Source organism: Halogranum rubrum, assembly GCF_900114455.1.
GTDB classification, from domain to species: Archaea; Halobacteriota; Halobacteria; order Halobacteriales; family Haloferacaceae; genus Halogranum; species Halogranum rubrum.
Map to the genome: position 1 here is coordinate 1,627,691 of NZ_FOTC01000001.1, position 19,318 is coordinate 1,647,008.

Annotated in this window: 17 protein-coding genes and 1 tRNA gene; 9 read left to right on the top strand and 9 right to left on the bottom strand. The window is 63.5% G+C overall.

Annotation, left to right across the window (positions count from 1 at the left end):
- The first annotated feature begins 91 nt into the window (after window positions 1-91).
- The 3 genes from BM083_RS08130 (at window position 92) to BM083_RS08140 (ending at window position 2,033) form a co-directional block, all read left to right on the top strand.
- Window positions 92-1,264, top strand: coding sequence for a helix-turn-helix transcriptional regulator (locus BM083_RS08130; protein ID WP_089868146.1), 1,173 nt, complete (start codon window positions 92-94; stop codon window positions 1,262-1,264).
- 92 nt (window positions 1,265-1,356) lie between these two features.
- Window positions 1,357-1,431 (top strand) — tRNA-Glu (locus BM083_RS08135).
- 110 nt (window positions 1,432-1,541) lie between these two features.
- Window positions 1,542-2,033 carry a GNAT family N-acetyltransferase gene (locus tag BM083_RS08140; RefSeq protein ID WP_089868150.1) on the top strand — a complete coding sequence of 164 codons (492 nt, stop codon included), beginning with the start codon at window positions 1,542-1,544 and terminating at the stop codon, window positions 2,031-2,033.
- Window positions 2,034-2,090: 57 nt separating this feature from the next.
- On the opposite strand, the gene BM083_RS08145 is transcribed toward BM083_RS08140, so the two are convergent.
- On the bottom strand, window positions 2,091-2,318 hold the full coding sequence (locus tag BM083_RS08145; RefSeq protein ID WP_009367335.1) for a DUF7385 family protein: 228 nt from the start codon (window positions 2,316-2,318) through the stop codon (window positions 2,091-2,093).
- 53 nt (window positions 2,319-2,371) lie between these two features.
- On the opposite strand from BM083_RS08145, the gene BM083_RS08150 reads away from it, so the two are divergent.
- Window positions 2,372-2,707 carry a hypothetical protein gene (locus tag BM083_RS08150; protein WP_089868154.1) on the top strand — a complete coding sequence of 112 codons (336 nt, stop codon included), beginning with the start codon at window positions 2,372-2,374 and terminating at the stop codon, window positions 2,705-2,707.
- Between the two features lie 37 nt (window positions 2,708-2,744).
- On the opposite strand, the gene BM083_RS08155 is transcribed toward BM083_RS08150, so the two are convergent.
- Window positions 2,745-3,383 carry a nucleotidyltransferase family protein gene (locus BM083_RS08155; RefSeq protein WP_218148936.1) on the bottom strand — a complete coding sequence of 213 codons (639 nt, stop codon included), beginning with the start codon at window positions 3,381-3,383 and terminating at the stop codon, window positions 2,745-2,747.
- A gap of 140 nt (window positions 3,384-3,523) precedes the next feature.
- Here BM083_RS08155 and BM083_RS08160 point away from each other — a divergent pair, with 140 nt between their 5' ends.
- The gene (locus tag BM083_RS08160) at window positions 3,524-5,287 is read left to right on the top strand and encodes a methyl-accepting chemotaxis protein (protein WP_089868157.1); all 1,764 of its coding nucleotides are present in this window, start codon (window positions 3,524-3,526) and stop codon (window positions 5,285-5,287) included.
- Here the strand turns inward: BM083_RS08160 and BM083_RS08165 are convergent.
- Complete coding sequence (locus BM083_RS08165; protein WP_089868160.1) at window positions 5,251-6,675, bottom strand: dihydroorotase; 1,425 nt, start codon at window positions 6,673-6,675, stop codon at window positions 5,251-5,253. The genes BM083_RS08160 and BM083_RS08165 overlap by 37 nt on opposite strands.
- 176 nt (window positions 6,676-6,851) lie before the next feature.
- On the opposite strand from BM083_RS08165, the gene BM083_RS08170 reads away from it, so the two are divergent.
- Window positions 6,852-7,646, top strand: coding sequence for an HpcH/HpaI aldolase family protein (locus BM083_RS08170; protein ID WP_089868163.1), 795 nt, complete (start codon window positions 6,852-6,854; stop codon window positions 7,644-7,646).
- Window positions 7,647-7,694: 48 nt separating this feature from the next.
- On the opposite strand, the gene BM083_RS08175 is transcribed toward BM083_RS08170, so the two are convergent.
- Together BM083_RS08175 and BM083_RS08180 are read right to left on the bottom strand one after the other, a co-directional pair.
- Complete coding sequence (locus BM083_RS08175) at window positions 7,695-8,102, bottom strand: hypothetical protein (protein WP_089868167.1); 408 nt, start codon at window positions 8,100-8,102, stop codon at window positions 7,695-7,697.
- Between the two features lie 207 nt (window positions 8,103-8,309).
- Entirely contained in the window at window positions 8,310-9,908 is a 1,599-nt protein-coding gene (locus BM083_RS08180; protein ID WP_089868170.1) for a uracil-xanthine permease family protein, read from the bottom strand.
- Window positions 9,909-10,095: 187 nt separating this feature from the next.
- Here BM083_RS08180 and BM083_RS08185 point away from each other — a divergent pair, with 187 nt between their 5' ends.
- From BM083_RS08185 to BM083_RS08195, 3 genes are all read left to right on the top strand, one after another.
- Entirely contained in the window at window positions 10,096-11,985 is a 1,890-nt protein-coding gene (locus tag BM083_RS08185; protein WP_089868175.1) for a CocE/NonD family hydrolase, read from the top strand.
- A 174-nt stretch (window positions 11,986-12,159) separates the two neighbouring features.
- A complete protein-coding gene (locus BM083_RS08190; RefSeq protein ID WP_009367326.1) occupies window positions 12,160-13,047 on the top strand; it encodes an FAD binding domain-containing protein in 888 nt (295 codons plus the stop codon).
- A gap of 10 nt (window positions 13,048-13,057) precedes the next feature.
- On the top strand, window positions 13,058-13,561 hold the full coding sequence (locus BM083_RS08195) for an SRPBCC family protein (protein ID WP_245756865.1): 504 nt from the start codon (window positions 13,058-13,060) through the stop codon (window positions 13,559-13,561).
- A 242-nt stretch (window positions 13,562-13,803) separates the two neighbouring features.
- Here BM083_RS08195 and BM083_RS08200 read toward each other — a convergent pair whose 3' ends face one another.
- The 4 genes from BM083_RS08200 to BM083_RS08215 all read right to left on the bottom strand — a co-directional run bounded on the left by BM083_RS08200 (window position 13,804) and on the right by BM083_RS08215 (window position 19,298).
- Window positions 13,804-16,269 (bottom strand): xanthine dehydrogenase family protein molybdopterin-binding subunit, encoded by a 2,466-nt coding sequence (locus BM083_RS08200; RefSeq protein ID WP_089868181.1) that lies wholly within the window; start codon window positions 16,267-16,269, stop codon window positions 13,804-13,806.
- A complete protein-coding gene (locus tag BM083_RS08205; protein ID WP_009367323.1) occupies window positions 16,269-16,793 on the bottom strand; it encodes a (2Fe-2S)-binding protein in 525 nt (174 codons plus the stop codon). Before BM083_RS08205 ends, BM083_RS08200 begins: the two co-directional genes overlap by 1 nt.
- 100 nt (window positions 16,794-16,893) lie before the next feature.
- Window positions 16,894-18,045 carry an XdhC family protein gene (locus BM083_RS08210; protein ID WP_089868185.1) on the bottom strand — a complete coding sequence of 384 codons (1,152 nt, stop codon included), beginning with the start codon at window positions 18,043-18,045 and terminating at the stop codon, window positions 16,894-16,896.
- Window positions 18,046-18,077: 32 nt separating this feature from the next.
- Window positions 18,078-19,298, bottom strand: coding sequence for a CaiB/BaiF CoA transferase family protein (locus tag BM083_RS08215; protein ID WP_089868189.1), 1,221 nt, complete (start codon window positions 19,296-19,298; stop codon window positions 18,078-18,080).
- Between the last annotated feature and the right edge of the window lie 20 nt (window positions 19,299-19,318).

A 19,318-nucleotide genomic window follows, 5' to 3' on the forward strand; every position in this document is an offset into this window, starting at 1 on the left:
AGTCGGGAAACCGAGTGACAGGGGAGTGAGAGTGGAGCTAGTTGACAGCGTGTCAAAAGCTCTTTTGGCTCGCCCCGTGTTGGTGTCTTCGATGGAGTTTCCGGGTGTCGCCGTCGCGGTGCTCGTCGTTGGTCTCGTCGTCGCGCCAACGGCAGTCGCCGGTGTGGTCGACGACCGACACCACGCCATAGACGGAGTCGGTGCCGCCCAAGAGTCGTTCGACCGCAACGAGGTTCGGCTCACGGTCTACGAGAACCGGAGCGCACGGTGGACGTTCCACTACGAACGGACGTTGTCGAACGAGAGCGAGCGACAGGACTTCGACGCGTTCGCAGAGGAGTTCAACTCGAACGAGACGCAGTTGTACCTCGGGTTTCGACGCGACTCGAGTGCGTTGGTCGCCGACGGAGCCAACATCACGGGACGCGAGATGGAAGCGACCGGTTTCGCCCGGCGCGCCGACGTGACGTCCAGTCTCGGCAACGATATCGGCATCGTCGAGATGTCGTTCACGTGGACTTCGTTCGGGGTCGAGAACGCTGGGCGAACGGTCGTCGGCGACGTGTTCGAAGGCGGTCTGTATCTGGGACCACAGCAGTCGCTCGTAGTCAGTCCCGGACCAGAACTGCGCTTCGAGTCCGTCGAACCGTCGGGTACGCAGTCGAACAGTTCGTCACTCCCAGCGAGTGACTCGGTGACGTGGCAGGGAGAACAGGAGTTCACCGACAACCGCCCACAGGTCGTGTTCGTGGCCAGTCAAACCGGCGACGGCGAGAGTAGCGGAGTCGGCGGCACCGAGATAGACGGGAACACCGGTTCGATGGAGGCGGCCACTACTCCCTCGTTTTGGGCGGGAGACTCGCTCCCGATGCTCGTGGGCGTCGTCGGCGTGCTCGTCCTCGGTGGGGCGGCGACTGTCTGGTACCTTCGGCGCGAGGCGTTCGGGCCGTACGCCGAGAGCGGCGACGAAGCGGAGCAAGCGTCAGAGCCAGTCGGCACGGCCATCACCGAACCCGCCGTCTCCGACGAGGAGTTACTGACCGACGAGGACCGCGTCGTCCGAATGCTCGAAGCGAACGGTGGGCGGATGAAACAGGTCAACATCGTCTCCGAGACTGGCTGGTCGAAGTCGAAGGTCAGCATGCTCTTGACAGATATGGAAGAAGAGGGACTCATCTCGAAGCTTCGCGTCGGCCGTGAGAACGTCATCAGTCTCAAAGGTCACGAGCCAGAAGCCGCCGGGTCGCCGTTCGACGACGAGTAAGGACGTCAGAAGCGAGAGAACGACACACACAGCAGGGATAAAGCGCAACTGTTTTTACTGTACCCTCGATACATCTGAGTGTAGACAGACGTGCTCTGTTGGTGTAGTCCGGCCAATCATATCACCCTCTCACGGTGATGACCAGGGTTCGAATCCCTGACGGAGCATTCTCCCGTTTTCAAACTCGCGAGCAATTGCTCTCGTAGTCGTCTCGAATAGTTCACTCACCAGCGACGGCGGCGAAAGAGGCTACCGTCACCGCGTGGTACTACTCCACATGGCGGTGACTATCCGACGAGCGAGCGAGGACGACGTCGAGGCGATTCGAGCGGTCGCACGAGCGTCGTGGACGGCGGACTACCCGACGATTCTGAGCCGTGAGACGGCCGAATCTGGCGTCGACGAGTGGTACGAGCCGCGACAGTTGCGAGCGGACTTGGGTCGTCCCGCGACGTGCGTCTTCGTCGCCGAGCAAGACAGCGAGGTAGTCGGGTTCGTCCACGCCCTGTGGAACCGCGACGAGGGAGTCGTGTTCCGTATCTACGTCGGTCCGGACCACCGAGGGGCCGGTATCGGGACCGAACTCGTCGAACGGGTCCGAACCGAGATGGAGACGCGAGGGTCCGAGCGACTCACGGCGATGGTGCTCACGGCGAACGAAGTCGGACAGGGGTTCTACGAGAGTCTCGGCTTCGAGCGCGTCGATGAAAGTGAGACTACTATCGGCGGAGAGTCCTACGGAGAGTACAGCTATCGACTGCTGTTGTAGCGTCGACCCAGTAGTCGAGAACGGAGAGAACGAGCGGTTACGTCTGAGTACTTCTGATTACTTCTGGTGGGTGAAGATGACCGCTCGTTCGTCGTGGACGGCGACACAGAGGTCCAAGGATTTACTCAGGTTGAGGCTGGTCGCGTTCTCTTTGCAGACGACCATATCGTCGAACGACTCTTCGCACGCAGGACAGGACATCGCCACCGTGTTCTGGTACGACTTGATTGCCGAGTTCTCCTCTCTGGGCGTCAACGAGGAGACGAGTTCGTCGAAGTTGTCCATGACTAGGCGACCCGGTGGCGATTATTAAACATTGTGTCGTGTGTACAGCCACCATGAGCGCACAGGGGTGTCCGAACTGTGGAGCGCCGTACCGCCGAACTGCGTCGACGGACGACGAGTTGACCGGCGAAGTCTCACTGCCAACCGAGTCGTACGCACAGGTCTGCTACCAGACGCGTCTCACGAAAGAGAAGTACTTCGGGTTCACGCTCTACTTCCATCCGGAGACGCTCTACGCCGTCGAAGAGCGAACCGACGAGGGGTGGCGACGGGTGAGACTGTTCGCGACGGAAGCGACTGCCGACGACGAACGGACGAAACGCGAACGGGTTCGAGACGACACCGACTATCGAGTCCGAGAGCTTCCACTCTCCGGTGGGCAGCAGTAGCCTCAGAAATAGTTAAAACTGATTGGACAGACCACCGTCAGTCGAGGTCGGCGCTCGTGTCGACGTCTCGGAGGATGCCCGGGTCGTCGACGGCGACGCGCGTGAGTTCGATATCGTCGAAGAGTGCTCGGCCGCCGCGGTCGCCGTCGACGTCGGCGAGTGCGTCGAACTGCCGCCGGTGAAAGACGACCGGATTGCCGCGTCGACCGTCGTACGTAGGAACGACGGCGTCGGCACCCGTCTCGCGAGCAGTGACGACGAGTCGGTCGACCGTCGCGGTTGCGACGTCGGGCATGTCGCCGAGGGCGAAGACGGCGTACTCGACGTGGTCGGGGAGCGCGTCGACACCGGCGGCGACAGACGTCGCCTGTCCCTCGACGTACTTCGGATTCTCGACGGTTTCGACGGCCATTCCGGCGAGTGATGCCCGCACACGCTCGGCGTCGTGTCCCACTACGACGACCACGGGGTCGACGGCGGCCAGACAGAGCGTCCGTGCGGCGTGGACGACGAGCGGTTCGCCGTCGACGACGGCGAGCAGTTTGTTTCCGCCGTCGAATCGTGACCCGAGACCGGCAGCGAGAAGCACTGCACCGACCGTCTCGGTCCTCTCGTTCGTGTCGGTCGTGTAGGCCATCCCGGTCGCCTCGGTTCTCTCGCTCGCGTCGTCTCTCACGTGTCTGTCGGTCGTTGGTCGTACAATTACTTAACTCCGTGGTGGCTCGTGGAGTGGTCACACACCGACAGTTATCAATTCGAGTAATTAGACACTGAATTATATATGGCCACTGTGCGCGTACTCGGACGATACTTACAATGTTCGGGCTCTTCGCTGCACTCCGTGGAGACGGCGCGTCCAACGGAGACGACACCGACCCCGTGAGGGGGACCGCACAGACGACAGTGTCGGCGACGGCCGACACCGAAGTCGCCGCCGACGTCGGCAGTCTCGCTACGCTCACGAGTGCGTCTGTCGTCGAGAGCGTCCTCGACGGGTTGGACCTCCCGATATTCGTCGTCGACGACGAGGGCTGTTTCACCCACTCGAATCAAGCCTGTCGGGACCTCTTCAACCGTCGACGAGGTGAACTCCTCGGTGACTGCCTCTTCGACTACGGAGAAGCCGACAACTCCGTCATGCGCGACGTACTGGAGTCGGGAACTGCCGTCGAGAACCTCGAAGACACCGTCGTCGTCGACGGCGACGAGGTGCCGGTCAGTCGGAGCGTCTTCCCACTGTTCGACGGCGAGGGAGTCGTCGTCGGTGCCGTCGAAATCAACCGCGACATCAGCGACAAACTCGACCTTCAGCGACGCGAAGAGCAGTTAGAGACGTATCAGTCGTCGGTCGTCAGAGAGTTGGACGAGAGCATCGAGCGGTTCAGCCGTGGAGACCTGACCGTCGAACCGGAGATTTCCGACCCCGTTGCCGACTTCCCGGCCATCCGCAACGTCCACCGCGAGTTCGCCGGGATGGCTCAGAACCTCTCTGTCGCCATCGAACACACGCGAACGACGCTGGCAACCGCCCGCGAGCGCGCAGACGACTTGGAAGCTATCGCCGCGGAGATTGCGGCCCAGACGGAGCAGACGATGGCCTCTGCCGAACAGATCGGCGAGTCCAGCGACCGCGTCTCGACGCTCGCAGAGAAACAGACCCAAGAGGCAGACGTCGCCGAAGACAGCGTCTCGGAACTCTCGGCGTCCATCCAAGAGATCACGGCGAGCACCCAACAGATAGACGTCCGGGCGAGTGAGGCCGCCGAGACGGCAGTGGCGGGAAGTCGCGAAGCAGAGAGCGCCATCGAACGGATGCAAGCGGCCATCGAAGCCTCCGAGGAGAACATGGCAACCGTCGAGTCACTCGAATCGCGGATGGAGGCAATCGACGAGATGACCGAGATGATCGCCAAGATCGCCGACCAGACGAGTCTGCTCGCGCTGAACGCCAACATCGAGGCAGCACGGGCCAACACCGACGGTGCAGGCTTCAAAGTCGTCGCCGACGAGGTGAAGTCGCTCGCCGAGGAGTCGAAAGACGCCGTCGCCGACATCGCCGACACCGTCGACGACCTCCGACTCGGTATCTCGGAGACGGCCGACACCATCGAGACGAGCAACGCCGAGGTGAAAGCCGGGGCCGACGCCGTCAACGACGTGGTCGACCGTATCGACGACATCGCAGACGCCATCGCCGAGACGAACCAAGGCGTCAGCGAAATCGCCAACGCGACCGAGAACCAGGCGACGAACGCCGAAGTCGTCCTCGACGTGGTCGGTGACCTCGCCTCGCGAAGTACGACCGTCAGTGGGCAGATGCAGGAAGTCGCTGCCGGGGTGAGCCAACAGACGACGGCCATCGGTCACGTCGGTACCGTCGCCGACGAGGTCAGCGACATCTCCTCGGAGATGACCGTGCAACTCAGACAGTTCGAACTCGGCGATTCGGTCGAGTCGGTCGATGCGCAGAACGGGGCGCAAGCGCGGGCCGACGGTGGGTTCGAGTTCGAGCGTCAGTTCGAGCGAAAAGTCGACGACTCCGGTTACAGCGGGACGCCTTCGTCGAAGCGCGGCAGGTAGTCGCGGTCGCCTTTCTCGACCTGTAACTCGTCGTCTTCGACGACGACTTTGCCGCCGACGATGGTGTGCGTCGGGAGACCGGTCAGTTCTTGCCCGTGGTACGTCGAGTACCGTGGTTCCATCGTGTGGTAGAAGTCGTCGTCGACGACCTTGCTCTTCTCCAAGTCGACGATGACCATGTCGGCGTCGGAGCCTTCGACGAGTGCGCCCTTGCGCGGGTAGAGGCCCCAGCGCTTGGCGTTGTTCTCGGCGCAGACTTCGACGAGACGCTCCATGCTGATGCGGTTCTTGTTGACGCCCTCGCTCATCATCACGGGGAGGAAGTACTCGATACCGTTGTTGTCGCCCGGGATGGCCTCCCAGACGTCACCGTGTTTGCCCGTGTCCTTCTCCTTGAACTCGATCTTGTGCGGGCAGTGGTCCGTCCCGACGTAGTCGACGACGCCCGTGCGCAGTCCTTCCCAGAGACGCTTCTTGCTGGCCTCGCCGCGGAGGGGCGGCGAAATCTTCCCCCACGTCCCGAGTTCCTCGTCGTGTTTCGTGTGCGAGAGGAACGCGGGAAGCGTCTCGGCGTGGATGTTGACACCCTTGTCCTGCCAGCGCTTACAGATGTCGACGCCCTCGCCCGTGCTCATGTGGACGATGTACGAACGCGAGTCCGTGTACTCGGTGAGTTGGGCGATCTGTTCGATCTGCATCGCCTCACAGATGTTCGGCGCGCTCTCACACCACGCGAGCAGGTCGTTTCTGCCCTCTTCTTGCAACTCTTTGCGGCGCTCGATGGCGAGGTCCTCGTTCTCGGCGTGGAACATGACGACGCCGTTCGGGATGTCCGCGACCCGGTCGAGCACCTTGTAGGTGCGCCCGGCGTCCGAGTGGTCGATTCCCAACTCCGGCGAGGCGTTTTTGTACCAGTTGAAGAAGACCTTGTACGAGCGAATCCCTTCCTCGGCGAGACCCTCTATCTCCTCGACGTGGTGGTCCTGGTGGACGATTGCGTGGTACGCGAAGTCGATGTAGGAGTTCTCCGCGCCGACCTCGCGGAAGAAGTCCATGTCGGGGAGGTACGGTTCACGCTGGAGCAGGAAGTTGACGACGGTGGTGACGCCGCCGTGGACTGCACCACGCGTCTCCGTCTCGAAGTCGTGGGCGAGTCCGTCGTGGTAGTCCTCGAACTCGTAGCGCGACAGCCCCCAGTGGACGTGGGGGTCGATGAAGCCCGGGATGAGGTAGTTGCCCTCGGCGTCGATCTCCTCTTCGGCGTCCGGGAGGTTCGACCCGACGGCGACGATTCGCCCATCTCGGGCGGCGACACCGCCGTGGATAGTACCTGACGGTGTGACCACTTTGGCGTTGACTACGCGGAGGTCCGCGGTCATTGCTGACATATCGTTTGTCGAATCTTGACACCGGGACTTATAGCTATGCCTTCGACCACAGACAGTGTCAGCGGCGTGTGAACTCGCAACTACAGGTTCCGCCGAACTATCACGAACATCTACGAGAACCGCCATTTTCGACGCGAGAGGCAGGTATTTCTCACCACTGACAGAGTCACACACGCATGACCACCAACACGCTCCGAACGGCACTCGACGCCGACACCCGAAGCCTCGCGACGCGAGTCATCTGTCCGTGGCCCGGCGTCATCGAGGTGCTCGGGCAAACCGACGCGTTCGACTACGTCGAGTTCGCCGCCGAGTACGCTCCCTTCGACCTCCATGACCTCGACCACATCGCGCGCACGGCCGAACTGTCGGGGCTGTCGACGATGATCAAAGTCGACGCGGAACCACGGACGTACCTCGCACAGCGAGCGATGGCGGCGGGCATCCAGAACGTCCTGTTCGTCGATATCCGCACGGCCGAGGACGCGAGAGAGGCAGTACGTGCAGTTCGGGCCGAACCGACCGGAACGAACGGCGTGCGAAAGGACCGCCGAAACGGCTACGTCGGCGGATATGCGTCACCGGAGGAGATCGTCACGTGGTGTGACGACGCCGTCGTCGCCCTCATGATAGAGAAGCGCGAGGCGATGGAGAACCTCGAAGACATCCTCGCCGTCGAAGGCGTCGACATGGTCCAGTTCGGTCCGGTCGACTACGCGCTCAGCATCGGCAACCCCGGCGGTCGGCACTCAGAAGAGGTCCAGCAGGCACAACGAGAGATGATAGACATGGCGCTCGACGTGGGTGTCACGCCGAGAGCAGAGATCAAGATGCCCGACAACGCGGACGACTACCTCGACAGAGGTGTGAGCCACTTCAGTCTCGACACCGACGTGAACATCCTCCATCGGTTCTGGCAGGAACAGGGGACCGAACTCGGCAACCGTCTCGACGACGTCGCTCACGACTGACGAGTCGTCGCGGCAGAACGCGGTGAAACGGTCGGGTAACGTCTCTTCTCACGGGTCGTCGCGACGGTCGAGCACGGGTTCGAGAGCGCGCTGAAACGACTCTGTCGACGGCGGATAGATGGTCAGCGGTTTGGGTCGGCCAGCGACGCGAATCCGGACGCGGTTGCGCTTGCGATAGGTGAGATAGAGGCTCACGACTCCGACGACGGCGAACGCGAGGCCGAACAGCACGTCGAACTGAGTGGAGTAGAGACCGTAGCCGACGACGACGAGACCGAGGATACCGACGAACCAGTCGACGTCTTCGAACGTCACTTCCTGAATGTCGTCGGCGTCGACGCGATACCGGGCGTCCGTCTCGACGACGAGCGACGACTCGGTGACACCCGCCCAGCCGCCGTGGCGGAGGTCGGTCGTGAACTCGAAGCGCTCACCGTCGGGCGGCGTCTGTGTCATCGTCTCACACCTGTGGGATGGAGGGTGGTTACTGTTTCGGTGGAACCCGTCACGGTACCTGACAGCGCGCGTCTCGTCGCGCGCAACGCGGAAGCCGTGACGGTGTGAGAACCGACCACACGGCACCCGACAGCGTGCGTCTCGTCGCGCACGAGCGCAGTCGCTCACGGAAGTAAGAACAGTGGTGTGGAGAGCGAGAACAGTACTTCAGTCCGCGCGGGAGGCTGGAGTGTCGTCGTTCGACCCGAAACGCTGCCAGAACGGGACGAAGTCCGCGTCGTCTTCGGTCATCATCTCCCACTCGACGAGGCCGCGTTCCTCGCGAGTGCCGTCGATGGTGTTGTCGAGGAAGAAGGCGATGATGCCGCCGACGGCCATCCCCGTCGACCCGATGACGAAGATGGTGTTGGCGACGACAGTCGACCCGAGGACGCCGCCGATGACAGCGACACCACTGAGGCCCTCTTGGAAGGCAGCGGCCGACCCGACCTGGCCCATGTAGGCCGGAATCGCCAGACCGGCGAAGAGCGCGATACCGACGATGAACACGTTACGATTCGAGTCGAGGTCGATGAACTTCAGGTTCGACAGTCCGACAGCGGTAATCTGCCCGAACATGACGATGTAGAGGCCGCCGACGATGGGAGCCGGAATCGTCGCGAACAGTTGACCGATAGGACCGATGAAGCCGACGACGAGCATGACGATGGCACCGATTTGGACGACGTATCGGGAAGCGACGCCGGTGATGCCGATTGCGCCGACGTTCTCCGTGTACGACGTCGACCCGTTACCCGTACCCATGATACCGGCGAGGGTGTTGCCGATTCCCTCCATGCCGATACCGTGGTCGATGCGACGACTCGACGGTGCACCGCGACCCGCCATCCGTGCGACGGAGTGATAGTCGCCGAAGGATTCGATTGCCGAGGCGAGCATGCCCGCAATCATCCCGATGATGAACGCGGGGGTGAACCGCGGAATCCCCCACTGGAACGGCATGATGGGCTGGACGAGGTTCGCTGCGGCGACCGAACTGAAGTCGACGAAGCTCACACTGCCGGGTGCGTAGTAACCAGTGACGGACATGACCGCCGCGAAGCCCCACGCGACGACGATGCCGATGAGCACCGGGAAGAGTCGGAAGACGCGGTGGTACTTGTCGAGGTACTGTGAGAAGAGGATGATGGAGACTAGCGTGATGCCGAGAAGCCACCAATCCTGTCCGCTACCTGCCGCGTCGAAGTTGGGGTTCGTAATCTGTGGTGTGCTGAAGAGTGCGAGACCGATGAGCGCGATGACGGGCGCAATGACGATGGGTCCCATGTAGCGCTTCAGTTTGCCCATCACGCCGAGGTAGCCGATGGCGACTTCGGCGAGACCGGCGACGATGACCGCACCTTGTAGTTCGAGAATCGCCGTCTCCCAGAGAGGACCGGACGGTTCGCTGGCCGCGACGACGCCGATGATGGCGAGTGCGGGTGCGAGCATCGAGAACGTCCCACCCTGTACGATGGGGTACCGGTTACCGATGGTCGTCTGTGCGAGCGTCGAGAGGCCAGAGACGACGAAGAACGTCCCGATGAGACGCCCGATTTGTCCGGGGGCCGCCTCGAACATCCCCAGCGCCCCCGCGAGTGCGAGCGGAATGGCGACGGTTGCCCCGATCATCGTCAAGTAGTGCTGGAAGCCGAGGAACACCGACTCCCCGAGTGGCGGCTTCTCGTCGATACCGTACTCGATAAAACTGGACGCCTCGGGGGCGCTCGCTCCACCTTCTGGACTTATCGTGTTGTCGTCACTCATGGTTGAATTCCTATTCGTGCATTGGATTGTCTCTCATAGAGAGATATGTTGGATGATGGCATGGGCCTTCCACGGAAGTGTGCTTGAAGCATTAGCTTAAATCTACCGCAAATTTTACTCGAATCGGACGACGAAACTCACCTCGCGGTGTGCAAACGTTTTTCAAGGTGCTCGGAGTGCGGAGCGTATGGGTGCAGAACCGAGCTACGGCGTTCACGCCGAGCTGGACGTCATGGTGGAGATGCGAGACGGAACCCGTCTCGCGACAGACATCTATCGACCTGTCGACGAATCGACCGGAGAGCCGGTCGACGAACCGCTTCCCGTCCTCTTGGACCGGACACCGTACGGCAAGCGTGGACGGATGGAACGACACGGCGAGTGGTTCGCCGAGCGCGGCTACGTCGTCGCGATTCAGGACTGTCGCGGCCGCTTCAACTCCGAGGGCGACTACTACATCTTCGTCAACGAAGCCGAGGACGGCCACGACACCGTCGAGTGGCTCGCCGAGCAAGACTACTGTGACGGCCAAGTCGGAACTATCGGCACCTCCTACGGCGCGTGGGTGCAGAGTGCGCTGGCGACGCAGAATCCGCCGCACCTCGCGGCGATGTTCGTCAACCAGGGTGCGGCCAACGGGCGGAAGGCGACGTTCCGACACAACGGTACCTTCGAACTTCGGTGGCTCTGCTGGGCGTTCACGCTCGGCGGCGGATTCGCGCAACGGGCGTTGGAGGACCCGGACGTGCAACAACTGCTCGCGAACGTCGACGTGCGCGACGTCCTCGCCAGTAGTCCCGTCCTGCCCGGTCAGTCGCCGCTGCGACACATCCCCGACTACGAGGAGTGGGCGTTCGACATCATGACGAAAGGCGACGCCGACGACGAACTCTGGCAGTCACCCGGCGTCAACTTCGAGGCGCACTACGACGAGAGTGCCGACGTCCCCACCGTCTACTCGGGCGCGTGGTACGACTCCTACACGAAGGCCACCTGCGACAACTTCGAAGCGTTCGCCTCCCGGAGCGAGAGCGACCAGTTCCTCCTCATGGGGCCGTGGACTCACGGCTGGAACACCTATCCGCTTCCCTCGTGGAACAAATCCTACTCCGGCGAACTGGAGTTCGGCGACGACTGTCTGATGGACTACCAACAGACCCGTCTCGACTTCTTCGACCACTATCTGAAAGGCGAGGACACCTGGAGCGACCAGTCGACCGTCCAGTACTTCGAGATGGGACACGGCGACGGCCACAGCGCCAAAGACGGCCGCCTGTTCCACGGCGGCGAGTGGACCAGCGCCGACGAGTGGCCGCCGGAAGAGACGGAGTTCACGAACTACTACATCCACGGCGACGGGACGCTCTCGACAGAGGAACCCGAAGAAGACGGTGGGTCGACGACCTACGAGTTCGACCCACAGGACCCGGTGCCGACGCTCGGCGGCAACTGCTCGTCGTACATCACGTACGAACCCCGCGACGAGAACATCCTCGAATACCCGCTCGCCCAGCGCAAACTGCAGGACCTGACCGGTCGCGGCGGGTTCGACCAGCGGACGCGGCCGGACACCTTCGGTGCGGAAGCCCCCTACGGGCCGCTCGAACAGCGTGACGACGTGCTCGTCTTCCGGACGCCGCCGTTGGAAGAGGATATGGTCATCACCGGCCCGGTCCGAGTCAGCGTCTTCGGGTCGACGGACGCCGCCGACACCGACTTCACCGCCAAACTCGTCGACGAGTATCCCGCCTCCTCGGAGTTCCCGAACGGGTTCGCGTTGAACCTCTGCGACTCCGTCTGTCGCGCGCGATACCGCGGCTACCGCGACGACGAGGACTTCGTCGAACCCGGCGACGTCTACGAGTTCTACATGGAGCCGTATCCGACGGCGAACGTGTTCAAGAAGGGCCACCGTATCCGACTGGACATCTCCTCGTCGAACTTCCCGCGATACGACGTCAACCACAACACCGGCGGACCACTGTACGGTGACCGCGAGTACGAAGTCGCGACGAACACCGTCCACCACGACGCGCAGTACCCGACGCACATCGAACTCCCGCTTCAACCCCGATAGTCGTCTTCGGCGACACGTCCGGCGGATTTTTCGCGTCGCTCCTGTCTCTTGATAGTCCGGGCCACGGCAACACTTATACAGGTGGTATTCATTATCGACACGTACCTGCATGAGTCTCCCTACCATCCGGGCGAGGGTTACTCGTCGACCGGCGGGTCAGGAGGTGGTCGTCTGATGAAGCCGGCCACCTTCGAGTACCACCGCCCTGCAACGGTCGCCGAGGCAACCGCGCTCCTGGCAGAACACCACGACGCCGAACTGATGGCGGGCAACCAGTCGCTCGGCATCATCATGGCGAACCGACTGGCGACGCCGGACCACCTCGTCGACATCAACGACCTCGACGAACTGGCGTACGTCGACGTCGACGACGACACCGTCTCCGTCGGCGCGCTCACCCGCCACCGCGACATCGCCGCCTCACCGGACCTACAGGAGGCCATGCCGATGTTCTCCGAGGCGGCCGAGCAGATTGCCGGCCCCAGCGTCCGCAACCTCGGTACGCTCGGCGGCAGTATCGCCGAAGCCGACCCCGCGGGGAACTACCCGACTGTCCTCGCGGCGCTGGACGCCGACCTGCACATCACCTCGTCGGAGGGCGAACGAACCGTCCCCGCAGCGGAGTACTTCATCGCGTACATGTTCACCGACCTCGCGGAGGACGAACTCATCACGGGCGTGTCCGTCTCGCGTGACCCCTTCCCGACGGACCGAACCGGGATGGCGTTCCTCGAACAGAAACCGGCTACGCAGACGTGGCCGACCATCAGCGCCGGAACGGCAGTTCGTGTCGACGACCCCAACGCGGACGAACCCATCGTTGAGGAGGCGCGTGTCGCACTCGCGAACGCCGCCGACGTCCCGCTCCGCGTCGACGCCGCCGAAGAAGCGGTCGAAGGCGAACCCCTGAGCGAGGAGACGCTGGCGGCCGCCGCGGAGGCGGCTATCGACGAGGCCCGTCCGGGCGGCGAGATGCACGCAGACGAGGAGTACAAACGAGAACTGGCCGGCGAGTACACGAAACGCTCGCTCGAAACGTCCTACGACAACGCACAACACTAACTTCACAATCATGATGGAATTCAACGGCGAATTTACTTCGGACCACGACCGCGAAACGCTCTGGAAATACTTCACCGACCCCGAGATTCTGGCGTCCTGTGCGCCAGGCTGTGACCACATCGAGATGGTCACTCCCTCGGAACTGAAAGCGACTATCGCCGTCGGCGTCGGCAGCGTCAAGCCGACGTTCGACGTCGATATGGTCGTCACACGGACCGTCGAACCGGAACTCCTCGAGATGCAAGTCGAAGGTGACGCCAGCCGAAACTCGTTCGACACCGTCGCCGAGATGCGCCTCGTCGAGAACGCAGACGGGACGACCACCGCCGAGTGGGAGGCGCAGGCGAACGCCTCCGGTCTCATCGCCAGTATGGGCCAGCGTGCACTCGGCAGCGTCGCCGGTCGCATCGTCGACAACTTCTTCCAGGACTTAGAGGACAAAGCCGACGAGGGCGTCCCTGCCACCTCGAAACTCGAAGGCAAAGCCGGCGCGGAAGCGTCGCTCGAAGGCTAACTCGAACGTTCCGTTACCAACAGCCGCGTCACTCCCTTTCTCGGTCGGACTGAAACCCACACCCACACACCCACACTCGACGTCGAGCGACGCCACTCCATCGTCTCTAGAGAGAGTAGAGCGGTCGCTACGACGATTCACGGAGTGCTACGGCACGGAGTCGACGAAGTGGACGAAGTGTGTGGCGAAGTCGAAGGAATCGAAATGCGAAAATCGAGCAGGCGACGCGGTGCGGAGTCGGCTTACTCCTGCGCTTCTCGGACCTTCCGTCGGAGACGGTCGGGCGTCGCCGGAATCTCGTCGGCGACGATGCCGAGCGGTTCGAGCGCCGCGTTGATAGACGAGGCGATGGCCGCCGGGCCGTCGATCATCCCACCCTCACCGGTCCCTTTCGCGCCCGTCGCGGTGAACGGCGAGGGCGTCTCGGTGTGGTGGAGTTCGAGCGGTGGGATGTTCTTCACCGACGGGAGCAGGTAGTCGAAGAACGTGACTGCCTGTGGCTGGCCCGACTCGTCGTAGCCGAACTCTTCGAGCAGTGCCGCACCGATACCCTGTGCGAGTCCGCCGTGAGCCTGTCCCTCGACGATGTCGGGGTTGAGTTGCGTCCCGCAGTCGCGCAGCGAGTAGAACTTCAGAATCTCGACCTGCCCGGTCTGCGTGTCGACTTCGACGATAGGTGCGTTCGCGGCGAACGCCGCCGTCGGGTAGACCGGGAACTTGTTGCGCAGTGCCTCGTCGAACTCGGGCAGTTCCGTCACCGGGTGCTGGTAGTCGTAGCTCACGCGCGTCTTCGGGTCGTTGATACCGCCGTCGATTGCCGCGAGGTCGGCGAGCGAGAATCGGTCACCGCTGTCTACCCGTTCGACGCCGCCGTCGCGGTAGACGACGTCGTCGACGTCGATACCCCACTCCTGTGCGCCGAGTTGCCGGAGGTTGCCCTTCAGTTTCTCGCCGAGACCTTTCGCGGCACCCGAGAGCATCACGGCCATCCGCGACGCCGCAGAGCCGTAGACCGTCGGCGCGGTGACGCTGTCGAGGTAGCCGGTGTCGATGTCGCTCGGCAGGATTTCGAGTTCGTCGGCGAGCAACTGCGCGACGATGGTCTGGTGACCCTGTCCGGAGGAGTCGGCGGCCAACCACGCCTGAATCGTGCCGTCGTCGCGGACTTCCGCACGGAGATGTTCGGGCAGTTCGGCGACTTCGTCGCGGTCACGTACCTTCAGTGCCTCCCGGTCGCTGCGCTGGCGGTCGGTCCAGTCGGACCCACTCACGCCGGGTTCGATGAGAAGTGTGTAGCTGACGCCGCGGTACTTCCCCTCTTCGCGCTTCGCCTCGACGACCGCTGGGTCGAGGAGGCCACCCTCACAGACCTCTTTCTCGTCGACGATGTCCTGGATGTGGTCCAGCGCCTCGGGGTAGTCCCCGGAGTCGTAGACGTTGTGCGACGCGATGGTGTACGGCATCTGGTCGGGTTGGACGAGGTTCTTGTGCCGGAGCGCCGTGGGGTCGATATCGAGTTCGCGGGCCGCCTCGTCCATCGCCATCTCCAGTGCGTAGAGATGCGGCGGAACACCGAAACCGCGGTACGCGGTCTGTGAGGTCTTGTTCGTGAGCACGAGGTCGTAGTCGTAGCGCACGTCGCGGATGTCGTACGCGCCGGAGACGACCGACAGCGGCTTGAGCGCCTGATTGACCGGGTAGCGGGGGAACGCGCCGAAGTCGTCGACGAACCACGTGTCGAGGCCGAGAACCGTTCCGTCGTCGTCGAGGGCGAGTTTGACGCGGTACTTGCGGTCGGTACAGTGCATGTCGCCACCTTGCAGGTTCTCGACGCGGTCCTCGACGAACTTCACGGGCGTGCCGTCGAGATGCTGACTCGCCATCGAGGCGAGCGAACAGTAGCGGTGAATCGCAATCTTCGTCCCGAAACTCCCGCCGATGTCGGCGGGGACGTTCACGCGAACTTTCTCCGGCGGGTAGCCGAGCGTCTCGTAAATCGTGTCGTCGACGAGCGTGTGCAGTTGGATGTTGCAGTCGACGTCGAACTCGTCGTGGTCGGGGTCGTAGGTGGCGACGACGCCCGCGGTTTCGAGTGGCACTCCCGAAATCCGGCCCCACGAGTACTCGCGTTCGACGACGTGTGCGGCGTCCTCGAACGCGCCTTCGGGGTCGCCGAACTCCAGGCACTCGCCGTCGGGGACGTTCGTGCCGACCGACTCGTGGATGACTACCTCGTCGTCGCAGGCCTCGATGGAGTCGACCACCGGTTCGAGTACGTCGTACTCGACGCGAATCAGGTCGACGATGTCCTCGGCGACGTAGCGGTCGGTAGCGACGACGGCGGCGACGGGTTCGCCGACGAATCGGACTTTGTCGGTCGCGAGCGACCACTCCTCGAAGCCTTCGAGACCGCAGGGCATCGGGTTGTAGTCTTCGACGAGGTCCTCGCCGGTCAGGACGAGCGCACAGTCGGGATGGTCTTCGGCCTTGCTCGTGTCGACCGATTCGATGCGGGCGTGCGGGTGGGTCGTCCGCAGCAGCGCCATGTGGAGACAGCCCTCCGGGGTGATATCGTGGATGTACTCTGCCTGCCCAGTGAGGATGCGGTGGTCTTCGACACGCTTGACGCTGGTTCCGGTGAACGACTCGCGTTTCGCCTTCTCGCCCGACGCCGACCCCGTGTCCGCGCCCGCGTCTGCTCGCGACATCAGTCGTCAGCCTCCGTGCCTGCACCCTCCATCTCGTCGGCCGCACGCCTGACGGCGTCGTAGATGTTGTGGTAGCCGGTACAGCGACAGATGTTGTCGGCGAGTCCGGTGCGAATCTCCTCGTCGGTCGGGTCGGGGTGTTCGTCCAGGAGTTCTCTCGTCGCCATGACGAACCCGCTCGTACAGAACCCACACTGCAGCGCGTGTTCCTCGTGGAACGCCTCCTGAATCGGGTGGAGTTCGCCGTCGTCGGCGAGGCTCTCTACGGTCTCTACCTCGCTGCCGTCGGCTTGGACGGCGTAGACGAGACAGCTCTTGACGTTTCGACCGTCCAACGTCGCGGTACAGGCACCACAGACGCCGTGTTCACACCCGACGCGGACGCCGCGGATGTGCTGGTGATTCCGAAGGAAATCGGAGAGCTTCAACCGCGGTTCGACCTCCGCGGTGATCGATTCGCCGTTCAGCGTGAGTGAAATCTCCTGTGTCGGCCGCTCCGACTGCTCTGGTGCGTCAGTGCTCATGGATAGGGATACTCTCGTTGAGGGTAGTTACCATGATAAGTGTTTCCGCGGGGCGACGACGAATTCGAGCGACCGGACTCAGTCGTCGGTCGCCCGGTCGCTACTCACGCGACGGGCGGCCGTGAATCGGCCCCGAGGAGTCGGTCAGTCGACCACCCGAACGACCGTTGTGGACGGCGAGTGCCTCGGCGACGGCGCTGAGTGCGATTTGTGTCGGGTGGTCACCGCCGATGTCGAGACCGACCGGCGTGGCGATACGGTCGAGGTCGGCCGTCGTGAGCGACGTTCCCTCTTCGGCGAACTCCTCACGCATCTCCTCGAAGCGCTTTCGCGGCCCCATCAACCCGATGTAGGGCACGTCCGTCGTGAGCAGTGATTCGAGGGCGACTCGGTCGTCGACGAAGTTGTGCGACATCAACAGCGCGTAGGTGTGTTCGGGTGCGTCGACGACGCTCGCGATGTCGGGTGCGCGTGTCGGCACTACCTCGTGGGCGTCGGGAAACCGGTCCGTGTCGGCCTGCCCGCCACGACCGGTGACGACGCGGACGCGAAAGCCCGCTTCGCGCCCGAGTCGAGCGACGGGAGCGACGTCGCGCTGTCGACCGAACACGAGCAGGTCGGGTGCGGGCGTGAGCACGTCGACGAACACGTCGACCGTTCCGGCGTCGGTGTCGACGGTGACCGTCGTCGACCGGTCGGCAGTGCGTGCGTCGGCGACGGCGTCGCCGAGTGCGTCGACGACGGCACTCGGAAGTCCCGGTCGCTCGGTTGCGACGTGGTCATCGTCTTCGGTGAGCGTCGTTCGGTCGCCGACCGAGACGGTCGGGTCGGTGGACGCGACGACGGTGAGGAGCGTGACGGCGCGTTTCGCGTCGAGTTCCTCGACGGCGGGTCGAAAGCTCTCGTCGACCGGTTCGACGAGGAGGTCGATGACCCCGTTACAGCCGAGACCCATCCCCCAGACGCCCTCGGCGTCGTTCGTCAAGTCGAAGCGTTCGGTTCGGGGGTCGCCCGACTCGACGACGCCGGCGGCGATGTCGGCGACGGAGTCTTCGAGACAGCCCGCAGTCACCGCGCCGGTACTGTCGCCCGTGGCCGAGACGACGAGTTTCGCGCCGGGCCGCCGGTAGGCGGAGCCGTCGACGTTCGTCACCGTCGCCACGGCGGCAGGTCGTCCCGTCGTCAGCGACGCGCGGACGGCGCGGTAGCTTCCGAGCGGGGTCGTCTCCCAGTCGGGTGCTGTGTCGGTCATGGTGGTAGTGAGAGCAACGTCCTCATCGTTCGTCAGTCTTCGTCCGCTTCGGCCGTTTCCACCGACTTACCCGCCAATCGGTCGATGTCGGCGTCGGAGTAGCCGAGTTCGCCGAACACCTCGCGCGTGTGCTCGCCCAGTTTTGGCGGTGGCGACCGGAAGCCACTCGCGGCGTGCTTGAACTTCAGCGGATGTTCGACGACCGGAATCTCGTCGACGTCGCGGTCGCCCGGTTCCATCGTCCGGACCATCTCGCGGGCCTCGGTCTGCTCGTTGTCGAGTGCGTCTGCGACGTCTTGCACCGGTCCGGCGGGCACGCCCGCCTCGACGAGGACGTCCATCCACTCGTCGGTCGTTCGCTCCGTGAGCGTCGATTCGATCTCTGCTTCCAACTCGTCCATCGTGTCGACGCGGTCGGCGTTCGTCTCGAAACGCGCGTCTTCGGGGAGGTCGGGTCGGTCGATGGCGTGACAGAACTCCTTCCAGAGCTTCTGGTTGAGACAGGCGACGTTGAGGTGGCTGTCCTTCGTCCGGAAGGTCTGATACGGCGCGAGCACGGGGTCTTTCGTCCCCATGCGGCCCGTCTCCTCGCCCGCGAACACTTTGCCCGCCTGCTTCGTCAACCACGGGAGCGTCGCGTCGAGCATCCCGAGGTCCATGTACTCGCCGTCGCCGGTTCGCTCGCGGCGATAGAGCGCCGAGACGATGCCGAACGCGGCCCACATGCCGGTGATGAGGTCCGTCTGCGGGAGACCGACCTTCACGGGACTGCGCTCTTTCTCGCCGGTGACGCTCATGATGCCCGAGAGCCCCTGCACGAGCAGGTCGTAGCCGGGACGTTCGCGCCACGGGCCGGTCGCACCGAACGCGGAGATATCGCAGTAGACGATGTCGTCGCAGACCTCCGTGACGGCGTCGTAGTCGACACCGAGTCGCTCTGCGGTGCCGGGTCGGAAGTTCTGGATGAACACGTCCGCCTCGGAGACGAGGTCGAACAGCGCCGCTTTGCCCGCGTCGCTCTTGAGGTCGAGTTCGACGCTTCGTTTGTCGTAGTTGACCGTCCAGTAGTAAGGCGACTCGCCGTCGACGAACGGCGGGCCACTGTGGCGGATGTCGTCGCCGACGTCCGGTCGCTCCACCTTGACGACGTCCGCCCCCTGGTTCGCCAGCATGAGTGAACAGAAGCCGCCGGTGACGAACGTCGAGAGGTCGACGACACGCACCCCCTCCAGTATGTAGTCGTGTGAGTCCATAGCCCCCTCTTACCTGCAAG

Excerpts from the sequence above, each read along its gene's own strand:
- BM083_RS08130 (WP_089868146.1), top strand. The coding sequence starts at position 92 with ATGGAGTTTCCGGGTGTCGCCGTCGCGGTGCTCGTCGTTGGTCTCGTC.
- BM083_RS08140 (WP_089868150.1), top strand. The coding sequence starts at position 1,542 with ATGGCGGTGACTATCCGACGAGCGAGCGAGGACGACGTCGAGGCGATT.
- BM083_RS08145 (WP_009367335.1), bottom strand. The coding sequence starts at position 2,318 with ATGGACAACTTCGACGAACTCGTCTCCTCGTTGACGCCCAGAGAGGAG.
- BM083_RS08150 (WP_089868154.1), top strand. The coding sequence starts at position 2,372 with ATGAGCGCACAGGGGTGTCCGAACTGTGGAGCGCCGTACCGCCGAACT.
- BM083_RS08160 (WP_089868157.1), top strand. The coding sequence starts at position 3,524 with ATGTTCGGGCTCTTCGCTGCACTCCGTGGAGACGGCGCGTCCAACGGA.
- BM083_RS08165 (WP_089868160.1), bottom strand. The coding sequence starts at position 6,675 with ATGTCAGCAATGACCGCGGACCTCCGCGTAGTCAACGCCAAAGTGGTC.
- BM083_RS08170 (WP_089868163.1), top strand. The coding sequence starts at position 6,852 with ATGACCACCAACACGCTCCGAACGGCACTCGACGCCGACACCCGAAGC.
- BM083_RS08175 (WP_089868167.1), bottom strand. The coding sequence starts at position 8,102 with ATGACACAGACGCCGCCCGACGGTGAGCGCTTCGAGTTCACGACCGAC.
- BM083_RS08180 (WP_089868170.1), bottom strand. The coding sequence starts at position 9,908 with ATGAGTGACGACAACACGATAAGTCCAGAAGGTGGAGCGAGCGCCCCC.
- BM083_RS08185 (WP_089868175.1), top strand. The coding sequence starts at position 10,096 with ATGGGTGCAGAACCGAGCTACGGCGTTCACGCCGAGCTGGACGTCATG.
- BM083_RS08190 (WP_009367326.1), top strand. The coding sequence starts at position 12,160 with ATGAAGCCGGCCACCTTCGAGTACCACCGCCCTGCAACGGTCGCCGAG.
- BM083_RS08195 (WP_245756865.1), top strand. The coding sequence starts at position 13,058 with ATGATGGAATTCAACGGCGAATTTACTTCGGACCACGACCGCGAAACG.
- BM083_RS08200 (WP_089868181.1), bottom strand. The coding sequence starts at position 16,269 with ATGTCGCGAGCAGACGCGGGCGCGGACACGGGGTCGGCGTCGGGCGAG.
- BM083_RS08205 (WP_009367323.1), bottom strand. The coding sequence starts at position 16,793 with ATGAGCACTGACGCACCAGAGCAGTCGGAGCGGCCGACACAGGAGATT.
- BM083_RS08210 (WP_089868185.1), bottom strand. The coding sequence starts at position 18,045 with ATGACCGACACAGCACCCGACTGGGAGACGACCCCGCTCGGAAGCTAC.
- BM083_RS08215 (WP_089868189.1), bottom strand. The coding sequence starts at position 19,298 with ATGGACTCACACGACTACATACTGGAGGGGGTGCGTGTCGTCGACCTC.